This is a genomic window from Streptomyces sp. NPDC051105, assembly GCF_040682795.1.
Classification (GTDB): Bacteria; Actinomycetota; Actinomycetes; order Streptomycetales; family Streptomycetaceae; genus Streptomyces.
The window spans coordinates 291,884-305,822 of sequence record NZ_JBFBBR010000006.1; the positions used below are offsets into that span (position 1 = coordinate 291,884).

11 protein-coding genes are annotated in these 13,939 nt (G+C 72.6%); 9 read left to right on the top strand and 2 right to left on the bottom strand.

The window, feature by feature from the left end:
• Positions 1-45 precede the first annotated feature (45 nt).
• The 3 genes from AB0N16_RS17675 to AB0N16_RS17685 all read left to right on the top strand — a co-directional run bounded on the left by AB0N16_RS17675 (position 46) and on the right by AB0N16_RS17685 (position 2,693).
• On the top strand, positions 46-1,440 hold the full coding sequence (locus AB0N16_RS17675) for a DUF2252 domain-containing protein (RefSeq protein WP_365797891.1): 1,395 nt from the start codon (positions 46-48) through the stop codon (positions 1,438-1,440).
• A gap of 71 nt (positions 1,441-1,511) precedes the next feature.
• The gene (locus AB0N16_RS17680) at positions 1,512-2,324 is read left to right on the top strand and encodes a hypothetical protein (protein ID WP_365797571.1); all 813 of its coding nucleotides are present in this window, start codon (positions 1,512-1,514) and stop codon (positions 2,322-2,324) included.
• A 39-nt stretch (positions 2,325-2,363) separates the two neighbouring features.
• Complete coding sequence (locus tag AB0N16_RS17685) at positions 2,364-2,693, top strand: rhodanese-like domain-containing protein (RefSeq protein WP_351738617.1); 330 nt, start codon at positions 2,364-2,366, stop codon at positions 2,691-2,693.
• 150 nt (positions 2,694-2,843) lie between these two features.
• On the opposite strand, the gene AB0N16_RS17690 is transcribed toward AB0N16_RS17685, so the two are convergent.
• Positions 2,844-3,977 (bottom strand): acyl-CoA dehydrogenase family protein, encoded by a 1,134-nt coding sequence (locus AB0N16_RS17690; RefSeq protein ID WP_365797573.1) that lies wholly within the window; start codon positions 3,975-3,977, stop codon positions 2,844-2,846.
• Between the two features lie 159 nt (positions 3,978-4,136).
• Between AB0N16_RS17690 and pepN the strand changes: the two genes are divergently transcribed.
• From pepN to AB0N16_RS17710, 4 genes are all read left to right on the top strand, one after another.
• Complete coding sequence (gene pepN / locus AB0N16_RS17695) at positions 4,137-6,572, top strand: aminopeptidase N (protein WP_365797575.1); 2,436 nt, start codon at positions 4,137-4,139, stop codon at positions 6,570-6,572.
• A 380-nt stretch (positions 6,573-6,952) separates the two neighbouring features.
• The gene (locus AB0N16_RS17700; RefSeq protein WP_365797577.1) at positions 6,953-7,738 is read left to right on the top strand and encodes a DUF5819 family protein; all 786 of its coding nucleotides are present in this window, start codon (positions 6,953-6,955) and stop codon (positions 7,736-7,738) included.
• On the top strand, positions 7,735-8,934 hold the full coding sequence (locus tag AB0N16_RS17705) for an HTTM domain-containing protein (RefSeq protein WP_365797579.1): 1,200 nt from the start codon (positions 7,735-7,737) through the stop codon (positions 8,932-8,934). The genes AB0N16_RS17700 and AB0N16_RS17705 overlap by 4 nt, the downstream gene beginning before the upstream one ends.
• The gene (locus tag AB0N16_RS17710) at positions 8,931-9,665 is read left to right on the top strand and encodes a TrmH family RNA methyltransferase (protein WP_365797581.1); all 735 of its coding nucleotides are present in this window, start codon (positions 8,931-8,933) and stop codon (positions 9,663-9,665) included. Before AB0N16_RS17705 ends, AB0N16_RS17710 begins: the two co-directional genes overlap by 4 nt.
• Before the next feature lie 335 nt (positions 9,666-10,000).
• Here AB0N16_RS17710 and paaN read toward each other — a convergent pair whose 3' ends face one another.
• Entirely contained in the window at positions 10,001-11,692 is a 1,692-nt protein-coding gene (paaN, locus tag AB0N16_RS17715; RefSeq protein ID WP_365797583.1) for a phenylacetic acid degradation protein PaaN, read from the bottom strand.
• 148 nt (positions 11,693-11,840) lie between these two features.
• Between paaN and AB0N16_RS17720 the strand changes: the two genes are divergently transcribed.
• Complete coding sequence (locus tag AB0N16_RS17720; protein WP_365797585.1) at positions 11,841-13,355, top strand: 3-hydroxyacyl-CoA dehydrogenase; 1,515 nt, start codon at positions 11,841-11,843, stop codon at positions 13,353-13,355.
• A complete protein-coding gene (locus AB0N16_RS17725) occupies positions 13,352-13,939 on the top strand; it encodes a TetR/AcrR family transcriptional regulator (protein ID WP_365797586.1) in 588 nt (195 codons plus the stop codon). The genes AB0N16_RS17720 and AB0N16_RS17725 overlap by 4 nt, the downstream gene beginning before the upstream one ends.

Genomic DNA, 13,939 nt, shown 5'->3' on the forward strand with positions numbered 1-13,939 from the left:
AGTACGGGGGAGGCGGTCGACGTGACCGGACTGGAAGAGCTGACGATGGCCGGCGCGCGCAAGTTGCCCTCGCCGAAGGGCTTCGCGCAGTGGCCGGTGAAGGGCTCGCCCAAGGAGGAGGGCAAGGCGCTGCGTTCGGCCGTGCCGCGCCGCAGTCATGACGCCCTGGACCTGCACGGCTCCCGGCCCGACGCGGTGAGCGCGGTCGAGGAGTCCAACCGCGACCGCATTCCGGAGCTGATCCCGATAAGGGTCGGCAGAATGGCTGCGAGCCCGTTCGCGTTCCTGCGCGGCTCGGCCGGCCTGATGGCGCACGACCTGGCCCGCACCCCGATGACCATGATCGCCACCCAGATCTGCGGCGACGCCCACGCGGCCAACTTCGGCCTGTACGGCGACCCGCGCGGCGACCTCGTCATCGATCTGAACGACTTCGACGAGACGGTGCTCGGCCCCTGGGAGTGGGACCTCAAGCGGCTCGCCGCCTCCCTCGTGCTGGCCGGCCGGGAGGCGGGCGCCGACGAGGACACGTGCCGCAAGGCGGCGGGTGACGCGGCCGGTGCCTACCGCCGCACCATGCGCCTGCTGGCGAAGCTCCCGGTGCTGGACGCGTGGAACGCCATCGCGGACGAGGAGCTGGTCTCCCACTCCGACGCCCACGACATGCTCGGCACCCTGCGCCGGGTATCGGAGAAGGCGCGCGCCAACACCAGCGGCCGGTTCGCGGCCCGTTCCACCGAGCCCACCGAGAACGGCGGGCGCCGCTTCGTCGACGCCGTGCCGGTGCTGCGCCGGGTCGTGGACGAGGAGGCGGAAGCGGTCGTGGCGGCCCTGGAGGACTACGTCACCACTCTCTCCGAGGACCGCCACCCGCTGCTCTCCCGGCATGCCCCGCACGACGTCGCCTTCCGGATAGTCGGCACCGGAAGCGTCGGCACCCGGTCGTATGTCGTGCTGCTCCTGGACCATCGCGGCGAGCCGCTGATCCTCCAGGTCAAGGAGGCCCGCTCGTCCGCGCTCGTCCCGCACCTGGCGGCGGCCGGCTTCGAGGCGCCCGCCGTCGACCACGAGGGGCGCCGGGTGGTTCTCGGGCAGAAGCGGATGCAGGTGGTCAGCGACGTCCTGCTCGGCTGGACCACGGTGGCGGGCCGCCCCTTCCAGGTCCGCCAGTTCCGCAACCGCAAGGGCAGCGTCGACCCGGCCGCCCTGTCCCCCGACCAGATCGACGACTACGGCCGGATGACCGGCGCCCTGCTGGCCCGCGCCCACTCCCACAGCGCCGACCCGCGCCTGATCGCCGGCTACTGCGGCAAGAACGAGGAGCTGGACGAGGCGATCGCCGCGTTCGCGGTGACCTACGCCGACCGCACGGAGGCGGACCACGAGGAACTGGTGGCCGCGGTACGGACGGGCCGGATCCCGGCGGAACTCGGGGTGTGACGGCCCGCGGAGATCTGGTCGCCGAGTGGGTGGCGGCCACCCTCGAGGACGACAGGCCCTAGTCTGGTCGGGTGACGACCCCGGAAGCTGAGCAGTCTGAGGCACCGCGGCCCGAGGAACGCCTGGAACAGGCCGTGCGGGCCGCCGAGCAGGCGTTGATCGAGTACGAGATCGCGGTCGAGACCTTCCGTGTCGAGGTCGAGAACTTCTCTCGCCTGCACGAGCAGAAGCTCGGCCCCCTCTATCTCCGCCTCGAGGAGCTGGACGCGCGGATCGCCGAGGCCAAGGCCGCCCGCACCGGCGACCCCGAGGACATCCGCGCCGCCGAGGAGGCCCGGGCCCGGGTCCTGCCCATCCCCGGCGTCGAGGAACTGCTGCACGGCTGGATGGACGGTCACGGCCTGTTCCCGGAGGCCGCCGCGATGCTCACCGACCAGGAGGTACGGCCCCCGCAGCGGGTGCGGCCCAGCGAGGAGGCCCGCCGGCTCTACCGCGAGCTGGCCCGCAAGGCCCATCCCGACCTGGTGCAGGATCAGGCCGAGCAGGAGCGGCGCGAGGAGTTCCTCAGCCGGGTCAACGCGGCCTACGCCCGTGGCGACGAGCCCCTGCTGCGGGAGCTGGCCGAGGAGTGGGCGGCCGGCCCGGTCCCGCCCGAGCGCAAGCCGAGCCGCGCCGAGGAGCTGTACGCCCGCCTCGAGTGGCTGGCCGAGCGCAAGGAACTGCTCACCCTGGTCGCGAAGGAACTGGAGGGCGGCCCCATCGCGGGCCTGCTCCGGCTGGCCCCCGACGACCCGGACAGCCTCCTCGACGAGATCGCCGAGAAGCTCTACAAGGACGTGGCCGAGCGGGAGGCTGAGCTGGCCGTGCTGCTCGCCCAGGAGTAGTGGTCGGGTAGCGTCGGAGCCATGAACTTCGCAGCGCGTGTGCCCACGGTCGAGGTCGCGGACCTCAAGGACGGCGACTTCCTGCTGGACGTCCGCGAGGACGACGAGTGGCAGGCGGGCCACGCCGCGGGCGCCCTGCACATCCCGATCAGCGAGTTCGTGGCCCGCTACGGCGAGTTCACGGAGGCCGCTCCCCAGGACGGCCGCGTCCACGTCATCTGCCGCTCCGGCGGCCGCTCGGCCCAGGTCACGATGTACCTGGGCCAGCAGGGCATCGACGCGGTGAACGTGGACGGCGGCATGCAGGTGTGGCAGGCGGCAGGACGAGAGGTAGTGACGGACACGGGCGAACCCGGTTTCGTCATCTGAGGCGCACCCACTGGGGTAGCGGGGCAGCCCCGCCCCGCACCGGGCCGCCCCGCACCGGGGCGCCCCGTAAGGGGCGCGGGGAACTGCGCGGCCGGCCCCCACCGCCCCGCGGTTCCCCTCCGACCGAGCGCCCCCTGACCTCTCATCCCCCTACCCCAGGGGATGCGCGGCCAGCAAATCCCCCAGCGCCTCCTCGTAGGCCCCGGCAGACCCGAGCGCCAGCTCGAGCTGCTTCGCCCAGGCGTGATACCGGTGCAGCACGTACTCCGTGTCGGCCCCGAACCCCCCGTGCAGATGCTGCGCGGTCTGCACCACCCGCCGCACCCCCTCCGCCGCCCAGATCTTCGCCACCGCCACATCCCCGGCCGCCGGCAACGCCCCGGCCGCCCCGGAGGCGATCCGCCACGCCGCCTGCCACAGCGTCGCCTCCATGGCCCGCAGGTCGATGTACCGGTCGGCGGCCTGCACGGCGACCGCCTGGAACGTGGCGACGGGATGCCCGAACTGCTCCCGCTTCCCTGTGTACTCGCCGGTCATCCGCAACACCCGCTCACCCACGCCGAGTGCCAGCGCACACGTTCCGGTCGCCAGCAGTTGCCGCAGCCACTCCCAGGCCCCCGCCGCTGTCACCACCTCCCGCTCCGCGACCCGCGCCGACTCCAGCCGCAGCTCACCGAGCCGTTCCCCGCTGGTCGACACCTGTTCGGCGAGCGTGACCCCGTCACCGGAAGGCGCCACCAGCGCCAGCACGCTCCGGTCGCCGTCGGTATGCGCCGGTACGACGACGAGCTCGGCGTCGTACACCCACGGCACCGCCGTCTGCACCCCGTCCAGCACCCAGACGCCGTCCTCCCGACGTGCGGTCACCGCAAGCTCGGCCGGGTCGTGCCCGGTGCGCCCGCCGGCGGCGACGGTCAGCACCAGCTCGCCGCGCCCCGACCGCGTCAGCAGCCGCCCCCTCAGCTCCTCGTCCCCGTAAGCCTGGACGGCCGCCATGGCCGCGCTGTTCTCCAGCAGCGGTACCCGGGCCAGCACCTTCGCCGACTCCCGGAGCACCAGGCAGAGCGCGATGGCGTCCAGCCCCGCCCCGCCGTACTCCTCGGCCGTCAGCAGACTCAGCAGGTCCGCGGCGGCCAGCCGCTCCCACAGGTCCCGGTCGAAGTGCTCGGCCACGGCGCCGGTGGTCAGCGCGGGGCTCGGCACCGCGTCCGGTGCCACCCCGGCGAACACCCCCCGTGCCGCCTCGGCCGCCGCCAGCTGCTCCTCGGTGAAGGTGAAGTCCACGGTCCTGTCCTCCCGGCGGGTCCGCTGATCTGACGGTCCGTCAAGATAGAACAGGTTCTAGAAGAAGGGAACCGAAAACCTCTGCGATCACCAGCTCCTTCCGTCGTAGGCTGACGCCCGCTGCCCGCCGACGGGGGACGGGTACACGAGGGAGGACACATGGGGATCCGAAGCCTGACCCGCACCGAGGCCGAGCGCCGGTCCGCTCTGATCACGGTCGAGCGGTACGACGTGGACATCGACCTCACCGCCCTGCCCGGCAGACCGGAGATCCGGTGCGTCTCCACGGTGGCCTTCGGCTGCGCCGAGCCGGGCGCCGAGTCCTTCGCCGACTGCGCGGCCGAGGTCCGCTCCGCCACCCTCAACGGCGCCCCCCTCACCCCCACCGACGACGGCCGGATCCCGCTGCCCGGCCTGGCCGCGCACAACGTGCTGCGCGTGGAGAGCGTCCAGGCCGACACCACGGTCAGCCCGGGCGTCCACAAGGCCGTCGACCCCGCCGATGGCGAGGTCTACGTGTGGACCAGCTTCGAACCGGACGAGGCCCGCTTCGTCTGGGCCTGCTTCGACCAGCCCGACCTCAAGGCCCCGCACGCCTTCACCGTGACCGCCCCGGCCGCCTGGACGGTCCTCAGCAACTCCGGCGGCCCCCGCGTCGAGGAGCAGGGCGCGGCCCGCCGCTGGAGCTTCCCGGACACCCCGCCGCTGTCCGTGTACAACACCGTCGTCAACGCGGGCCCCTTCCACGAGATCCGCCGCGAGGCCGACGGCCACGATCTCGGCATCTTCGCCCGCCGCTCGCTCGCCGAGGTCCTGGAACGCGACGCCGACGAGATCTTCACCCTCACCCGCCAGGGCCTCGCCTTCTACGCCGAGGCCTTCGCGATGCCGTTCCCGCAGCGCAAGTACGACCAGGTCTTCATGCCCGAGTTCGGCGGCGCCATGGAGAACTACGGCTGCGTGACCTGGTCGGACATGTTCCTGCGGCGGGCCACGCCGACGCCCGCCGAGCGCGAGCTGCTCGCGGTCGTGCTGCTGCACGAGATGGCGCACATGTGGTTCGGCAACATCGTCACCATGCGCTGGTGGGACGACCTCTGGCTGAACGAGGCCTTCGCCGAGTTCGCCTGCCACTGGGCCGCGGAGGGCGCCACCCGCTACACCGACGCCTGGGCCGGCCACCTCGCCGGCGACAAGCTCAAGGCCTACCTCTCCGACCAGGGCCCGGTCTCCCACCCGATCCACCAGCCCATCCACGACGTCGCTCAGGCCGCGTCGATCTTCGACAACATCACCTACCCCAAGGGCGCCTCCGTCCTCCAGCAGTTGATGACCTACGTCGGCGAGGACCGCTTCCGCACCGGCATGGCCGCCTACTTCGCCCGCCACGCCTGGGGCACCACCACCCTCCAGGACCTGATCGACGCCCTAGCCGAGGCGAGCGGCCGGGACCTCGCCGGCTGGCGGAAGGCCTGGCTGGAGACGGCCGGCACCGACCGCTTCACCCTGGAGCACGACGGCGAGACCGTCACCCTCGTCGCCGACGGCACCCCGCGCCCGCAGGTCCTGGCGGTCGGCGCGTACGAGCGTGACGGCGATGCCCTCGAACGCACCGCCCTGGTCCGCGTCGAGGTCACCGAGGACCGCACCCCGGTCACCGGCCTTCCCGCCACGTCCGACCTCCTCCTGATCAACGACGACGACCTCACCTTCGCCACCAGCCGCCCGGACCCCGCCACCCGGGACGCGCTCTTCCGCGCGGCGGCTCAGCTGCCCACGGCCATCTCCCGGGGCGCGGCCGCCGCCACCGTCTGGGACATGCTCACGGCCGGCGAGGCCACGGCGGCCGAAGCCGGACGGTGCCTCACCGCGGTCCTCGCCGCCGAGACGTCCGACGCCGTGATCGAGCCCTTCCTGGCCCTCGTCCTCAACATCGCCGAACTCTGGGCCCCGGACGCCGACCGCCCCGCCCTGACGGAGGCCGCGGCCAAGGCGTGCCGGCAGCTCGCCGACGACCCGGGCCGCCGCCAGGTGGCCCTGCGCGGCCTGGCCCGCACCGCGACCGGCGCCGAGGACCTGGCCTGGCTCCAGGACCAGGCCGGCGACGACATCGACCTGCGGTGGCGCGCCCTCGTCCGCGAGGCCGAACTGGGCGCCGACGTCACCGCCGCGTCCGCCGCCCTGCTCGCACGCGACCCGGACCCCGACGCCTGGGTCCGTGCCCTCACCGTCCGGGCCGCCACCCCCGACCCGGCCGCCAAGGCGGAGGTCTGGCAGCGGCTGATCGTGGACCGCACGGTGCCCGTCCAGTCGGTCAGGGCGGTGGCGGACGCCTTCTGGCGCCCCGGCCAGGACGCCCTGCTCGCCCCCTATGCCGAGCGCTATCTGGCCGAGATCCCCCAGCTGGACCAGGGCGGAATGATCCCGGCGATGGTCTACACTTCCGCGCTCTTCCCGCCGTACGCCGTCGACTCCGCATACATCGAGAAGGCCCGGCAGGCGGCCCAGGACGCGGCCCCCGTGGTCCGCAACAGTCTCCTGGAACGCGCCGACGCCGTCCGCCGTATGCTCCACGCCCGGGCCGTGAACGACTGATACACCCGCCACACCCGCTACGCCCGGTCCTGGGGCAGATCCACAGTCTCGAGGGCGCGGCCCCCGGGTTCAACCGCTGTGGAAAACCTTCGGCGCGGCCTGTGGACAACTCGCCGGGCGAGGCTCCGCGGGCCGCCCTCGTCCGCCGTCCGACCTGCTGCGACCTGGGCCGCAGGGTCCGGCGGAGCGCTGTGCGGACCGCGGCCGCCGCCGACCGGAGTGGCGATGGCCACGCCCCGGGGCCGGTCCCGGGGGCTGCGCCCGGCGGCCGGGGCTGAGTACCGTTCCGTGCGAGTGCCGGGCACCGGCACACGGGCCGGTCCAGGATGGGCCGTCCGGACGACACGGGACGACGCGGCGGGATCGGGGAACGGGGCGTAATGGACGCGTACGACAGGGACTCGGACGCCCGTCAGGGGCCGGAGGGTCCGAGCGGGACGCGTCCTGATCAGAGGCCCCTCGCGGCGGCCGGTCCGGCGCAACCGCCCCTCGGCACCCAGGAGCCCCCCGCCGCCCCCCGTACCGGCGTCGCCGCCCTCTCCCCCCGCTACCAGGTCGGCGCGGCCCTCGCGCTGGCCCTGGTCGCGGTCGCCGCCTGCGTGCACCTCGGGATGGTGTTCCTGAGCGTCGCGCCGGCGAACACGGTGACGAAGCAGCACGGCAAGGCGATCGAGGAGTGGGTGTACCCGGAGTTCGAGCAGAACTGGAAGCTGTTCGCGCCGAACCCGCTTCAGCAGAACATCGCCGTGCAGGTACGCGCCGACGTGCGGATGCGGGACGGCACCACGACCACCACCGGCTGGAACGACCTGTCCGCCCAGGACGGCAGAGCCATCGACGGCAGCCTGCTGCCGAGCCACACCGTGCAGAACGAGCTGCGGCGGGCGTGGGACTTCTTCGTCACCACCCACGGCACCGACAACCGCCCCATCGGCCTGCGCGGCTCCCTCTCCGAGCAGTACCTGCGCCGGATCGTCGTGATGCGCATGTACGAGGGGGACGCGACCAGTGAGAAGGGCACCATCGAGCGCGTCCAGGTGCGCTCCAGCACCACCAACGTGCCCCCGCCGGACTGGAGCGGTGAGAAGGTCTCCGACACCCCCGCCTACCGGGTGCTGCCCTGGTGGACGGTCACGGCGGACGAGGCCGACGGAGGTGTGCGATGAGCCGCCTCGCCCTGTGCCTGTCCCGTGCCATCGCCCGGGTCACCGAGTCCGCGCTCGGCCCGTACCAGACGGCCGTCGTACGCATCGGCTTCGCCGCCACCTGGCTGCTGTTCCTGCTGCGCGAGTACCCGCACCGCCAGGAGCTCTACGGCCCCGACGGCCCCTGGAGCTTCGGCCTCGCCCAGCAGCTGACCGCGGACAACCACGCGTTCACGGCGCTGCTGGCCTCCGACGGCCGGGCCTTCTTCGAGGTCTTCTACTTCCTGGCCGTCCTCTCCAGCGCCCTGCTGGTGGTGGGCTGGCGCACCCGCACCATGTCCCTGCTGTTCATGGTCGGCGTGCTGTCCCTGCAGAACCGCAGCGTCTTCATGGGCGACGGCGGCGACAACGTGCTGCACCTGATGTCCTTCTACCTGGTGTTCACACGGTGCGGCCAGGTGTGGTCCCTGGACGCGCGCCGGGCGGCACGCGCGCGTGCCGAACAGCAGCCGGTCACCGACCGGGTCGGACCGGCGCTGTGGGCGGTGTCCGGTCTCCTGCTGGTGCTGGCGGCCCTCACCGGCCGCACCGGCGGCGGCTGGCTGGTACCCGCTCTCATGTGGGCGACCTGGGCGGGCGCCGCCGTGTGGTGGGCGGCGGGCCGCTGGGCACGCACACCCGAGCCGCGGATCCTGCTGGACGTCATCGCCAACATCCTGCACAACGGCGCCCTCTTCGTGATCATGGCCGAGGCCTGTCTGATCTACGCCACCGCCGGCTGGTACAAGATCCAGGGCTCCCGCTGGCAGGACGGCACCGCCGTCTACTACCCGCTCCACCTGGACTACTTCTCGCCCTGGCCGGCCCTGGCCGACCTGCTGTCCGCCAACGGCACGCTGGTGATGCTGGTGACCTACGGGACGGTCATCGTGCAGGTCGCCTTCCCGTTCACGCTGTTCAACCGGCGGGTCAAGAACGTGCTGCTGGCCGCGATGATGACCGAGCACGCGGTGATCGCGGTCGTCCTCGGTCTGCCCTTCTTCTCGCTCGCCATGATCGCGGCGGACTCGGTCTTCCTGCCCACGGCCTTCCTGCTCGGGGTCGGCGACCGCGCGGCACGCGCGCGTGACCTGGTTCTCCGGCGCCGCGCCCCCGCACTGCCCCCGTCTCGCTCCCCGGAGACGGAGGAGCAGCCCCGCGTAGGCTTCGGGGCATGACCGACCCCCTGGACCACTGGGCGCGGCTGGCGGGCTCCGCCGTCCTCCTCGACGGCTTCCACGCCCTCAAGCACGCCCTGCGCTTCGGCGCGGAGGTGCCGGTGGCGGTCACCACGGACCGGGCGGCGGCGCTGGCCCTGGCGGACGAGCTGGCGCCGGACGTACGGGAGGCGCTGGCCGCCCTGCTGACGGAGGTGCCGCCGCAGACGTACGCGTCCCTGGTCTCCCGCCCGCATCCCACCGCCGTGGCCGCCCTGGCCGTACGACCGTCCCGCGAGGCCAACCTGCGCGAGCTGGCCCGCGTCCCGCGCACGGCCCCGGTCGTGGTCCTCGACGAGCCGCGCAACCTGGGCAACGCGGGCGCCGTGATCCGCCTGGCGGCGGGATTCGGAGCGAGGGGAGTCATCACCACCGGAACCCTCGACCCCTGGCATCCGACGGTCGTCCGGGGCGGCGCGGGCCTTCACTTCGCGACGGCGGTGGAACGGCTGACGGTGCCCGAGCTGCCGGAGGGCCCGCTGTACGCGCTCGACCCAGAGGGCGAGGACATCCGGGCGGTAAAACTCCCCGACGACGCGATCCTCGCCTTCGGCTCGGAACGGACCGGGTTGTCGAGGGAGCTACGCGCGCGAGCCGACCATCTCCTGCGGCTGCCGATGCGCCCTCAGGTGAGCAGCTACAACCTGGCGACGAGCGTGGCGATGACCTTGTACCACTGGAGTGCTTTGTAAGAGACGGCGACTTGAGCGCCCCGACAGGGGGCTGCATCCATGTGCGGCTCCGCCGCGTGGGCGCGACAAGCCACGATGGTGCCGCACTTGCCGAACGACCGTCCGCCACAACGGCGGGTACTGCCCGGCTCGGCACCGCCGGTCAACGCCGTCGTGGCGGGGCGCCGTTGCGGCGGACAAGAAGCCTCGCTCGGAGACCGCCGCCGAGTGATCCCCACCGGAAAGCTGCGTCGAGTGGTGATCGTCGGCGGCCGAAGCCGCGTCGGATATGCCGCGGCGGCCGAAGCCGCGGCGGCCGAAGCCGCGTCGGACCGCGGCGGCCGAAGCCGCGTCGGCTATGCCTCCCTGCGCACCTCGATCACCCGGAACCTGTTCGCCACGAACGCCCCGTCGCACAGCGCGGCGCTCGCCGCGGGGTTGCCGCCCGAGCCGTGGAAGTCGGAGAACGCGGCCGTCTGGTTGACGTACACCCCGCCGACCAGGTTCAGCGACAGCTGGGCCGCCTCCTCCAGGCAGACCTCCTCCACGGCGCCTTCCACGTCCGTGTCGACGGTGTACGCGCCGACGGTCATCGCGCCCTTCTCCCGGACCGTCCGCCGCAGTAGTTCCACCGCGTCGGCGGCCGAGTCGACGGCGACCGCGAAGGACACCGGCCCGAAGCACTCGCTCATGTACGCGGCCTCGTCGTCAGGCTTGGCCCCGTCCAGCTTCACGATCACCGGCGTGCGGACGACCGCGTCCGGGAACTCCGGGTTGGCGATCTCCCGGGAGGCCAGGGCGACCTCACCGAGTCCGGCGGCGGCCTCCAGGCGGGCCTTGACGTCGGGGTTGACGATCGCGCCGAGCAGCGCGTTCGCGCGGGCGTCGTCGCCGAGCAGACCGTCTACCGCGCGGGCGAGGTCGGCGACCACCTCGTCGTACGTCTTGGAACCTTCGTCGGTGCGGATGCCGTCGCGGGGGATCAGCAGGTTCTGCGGGGTCGTGCACATCTGGCCGCTGTAGAGGGAGAGCGAGAACGCCAGGTTGGAGAGCATCCCCTTGTAGTTGTCGGTGGACTCCACCAGCACCGTGTTGACGCCGGCCTTTTCCGTGTAGACCTGCGCCTGCCGGGCGTTGGCCTCCAGCCAGTCGCCGAAGGCGGTCGAGCCCGTGTAGTCGATGATCTTGATCTCCGGGCGGGTGGCGAGTGTCTTCGCGATGCCCTCGCCGGGGCGTTCCGCCGTCAGTGCCACCAGGTTCGGGTCGAAGCCGGCTTCGGCGAGCACCTGCCGGGCGACCTGCACGGTCAGGGCGAGCGGCAGCACCGCGCGCGGGTGCGGCTTCACCAGTACCGCGTTGCCCGTGGCCAGGGAGGCGAACAGACCCGGGTAGCCGTTCCACGTCGGGAACGTGTTGCAGCCGATGACCAGTGCGATCCCGCGCGGGACCGGCTTGAACGTCTTCGTCAGGGTGAGCGGGTCGCGCTTGCCCTGGGGCTTGGACCACTCGGCCGTGTCGGGGGTGCGGACCTGTTCCGCGTACGCGTAGGCCACCGCCTCCAGGCCGCGGTCCTGGGCGTGCGGGCCGCCCGCCTGGAACGCCATCATGAACGCCTGGCCGCTGGTGTGCATGACCGCGTGGGCGAACTCGTGCGTCCGGTCGCTGATCCGCTTGAGGATCTCCACGCACACCACCGCGCGCGCCTCCGCGCCGGCGTCGCGCCATGCGCGCCGGCCGGCCTTCATGGCGGGCAGCAGTGTGTCGATGTCGGCGTGTGGGTAGGTCACGCCCAGTTCGATGCCGTAGGGGGAGGTCTCGCCGCCCAGCCAGTCGTCGGTGCCGGGCTGGCCGAGGTCGATGCGGCCGCCGAGAAGGGCGTCGAAGGCGGCCTTGCCGGCCGCCGCGTCCAGGCTGCCGTGCTCTCCGTAGGCCTTGGGGTGCTCGGGGTGGGGGGACCAGTACGCGCGCGTGCGGATCGCCTCCAGCGCCTGGTCAAGCGTGGGCCGGTGCTTGGCGATCAACTCGTGCACGGTGAGTTCGGCGGTCATGCGGGACCAACTCCTCGTCTGATGAGCTCCCCTTCGAGCTCATGACCTGGGCGGAAACGGCCGGACAGAGTTAGAGTAACCGAACGATCGGTTGGGACAAGGGGGCCTGCCGCATCTGTGGAAAACCCCGTGCGGGAGGATCGCGCACATGACAGCACTCGACCTCAGCGGCCCCGTGGGGGTCGCCGGCGCCGGCACCATGGGCCAGGGCATCGCCCAGGTCGCACTCGTCGCGGGCCATCCCGTACGGCTCTACGACGCCGTCCCCGGGCGGGCCGGGGACGCTGCCGCGGCGATCGGGACCCGTCTCGACCGGCTGGTCGAGAAGGACCGGATGACGGCCGCCGACCGGGACGCGGCCCGCGCCCGGCTGCTGCCCGCCGAGGACCTCACCGAGTTCGCGGACTGCGCCCTGGTCGTGGAGGCCGTCCAGGAGCGGCTGGAGGCCAAGCAGGAGCTGTTCCGGGCTCTGGAGGACGTCGTCGACGGCGACTGTCTGCTGGCCACCAACACCTCCTCCCTGTCGGTGACCGCCATCGGCGGCTCCCTGCGCAGCGCCGGCCGCCTGGTGGGCCTGCACTTCTTCAACCCGGCACCGCTGCTGCCACTGGTCGAGGTCGTCTCCGGGTTCGCCACCGACGTCACGTCGGCCACGCGTGCGTACGAGACGGCCCGCGCCTGGGGCAAGACGCCGGTCGCCTGCGCGGACACCCCCGGCTTCATCGTCAACCGCATCGCGCGGCCCTTCTACGCGGAGGCGTTCGCCGTCTACGAGGCGCAGGCCGCCGACCCGGCCACCATCGACGCGGTGCTGCGCGAGAGCGGCGGCTTCCGGATGGGCGCCTTCGAACTGACCGACCTGATCGGCCAGGACGTCAACGAGTCCGTCACGCACTCCGTGTGGCAGGCCTTCTTCCAGGACGTCCGCTTCACGCCCTCGCTGGCCCAGCGCCGGCTCGTCGAGTCCGGCCACCTCGGCCGCAAGACCGGGCACGGCTGGTACGACTACGCCGATGACGCCGAGCGCCCCGAGCCGCACACCGCCGAGCCGGCCGACCGGCCCCCCTACGTCGTCGCCGAGGGCAACCTGGGCCCGGCGGCCGAGCTGGTCGCAATGATCCGCGAGGCGGGCATCCAGGTCCGCGAGGAGGACGAGGACCACGGCACCCGCCTGGTACTGCCCAGCGGCGGCCAGCTGGTCCTCGCCGACGGCCAGACCTCGGTGGAGTTCCGCGACGTCGTCTACTTCGACCTGGCGCTCGACTACCGCCGCGCCACCCGCATCGCCCTGTCCGCCGGACACGACACCCTGCCGCAGACGCTCGGCGAGGCCATCGGTCTCTTCCAGGCGCTCGGCAAGCAGGTCAGCGTCATCGGCGACGTCCCCGGCATGATCGTCGCCCGTACGGTCGCCCGGATCGTCGACCTCGCGCACGACGCCGTCGCCAAGGGCGTCGCCACCGAGGAGGACATCGACACCGCGATGCGCCTGGGCGTCAACTACCCGCTCGGCCCCTTCGAGTGGGGCCGCCGCCTCGGCCGCGACTTCGCCTACGACCTCCTCGACGACCTGCACCTGCGCGACCCGAGCGGCCGCTACGCGCCCTCCCTCGCGCTCTACCGCCACGCGTACGCCACCGAGAAGCGGGAGGGCGCCTCATGACCACGGCCAAGCGCGACACCTACACCCTCGAGACCCTGCTCTCGGTGGCCGTCCAGGTCTTCAACGAGCGCGGCTACGACGGCACCTCCATGGAGCATCTCTCCAAAGCGGCCGGCATCTCCAAGTCGTCGTTCTACCACCACGTCTCCGGCAAGGAGGAGCTGCTGCGCCGGGCCGTCAGCCGTGCCCTGGACGGCCTGTTCGGGATCCTCGACGAGGAGCACGCGCGCGTGGGGCGTGCCGTCGACCGCCTGGAGCACGTCGTGCGGCGCATGGTCGAGGTGCTGATCACCGAACTGCCGTACGTGACGCTGCTGCTGCGGGTGCGGGGCAACACCGGCACCGAGCGGTGGGCGCTGGAGCGGCGCCGGGACTTCGACCACCGGGTGGCCGACCTGCTGAAGGCGGCCGCGGCCGACGGGGACGTACGCGGTGACATCGAGGTGCGTCTCGCGACCCGGCTGGTCTTCGGCATGGTCAACTCGATCGTGGAGTGGTACCGCCCGGACGGGCGCGGCGCGACCGAGCGCGAGGTCTCCGACGCGGTGGCGCGCCTGGTGTTCTCGGGGCTCCGCGCGGCCTGA

Coding starts and splice junctions, on each gene's coding strand:
- AB0N16_RS17705 (WP_365797579.1), top strand. CDS start 7,735: ATGAGCCGCCTCGCCCTGTGCCTGTCCCGTGCCATCGCCCGGGTCACC.
- AB0N16_RS17710 (WP_365797581.1), top strand. CDS start 8,931: ATGACCGACCCCCTGGACCACTGGGCGCGGCTGGCGGGCTCCGCCGTC.
- paaN (WP_365797583.1), bottom strand. CDS start 11,692: ATGACCGCCGAACTCACCGTGCACGAGTTGATCGCCAAGCACCGGCCC.
- AB0N16_RS17725 (WP_365797586.1), top strand. CDS start 13,352: ATGACCACGGCCAAGCGCGACACCTACACCCTCGAGACCCTGCTCTCG.
- AB0N16_RS17720 (WP_365797585.1), top strand. CDS start 11,841: ATGACAGCACTCGACCTCAGCGGCCCCGTGGGGGTCGCCGGCGCCGGC.
- pepN (WP_365797575.1), top strand. CDS start 4,137: ATGGGGATCCGAAGCCTGACCCGCACCGAGGCCGAGCGCCGGTCCGCT.
- AB0N16_RS17700 (WP_365797577.1), top strand. CDS start 6,953: ATGGACGCGTACGACAGGGACTCGGACGCCCGTCAGGGGCCGGAGGGT.
- AB0N16_RS17675 (WP_365797891.1), top strand. CDS start 46: ATGGCCGGCGCGCGCAAGTTGCCCTCGCCGAAGGGCTTCGCGCAGTGG.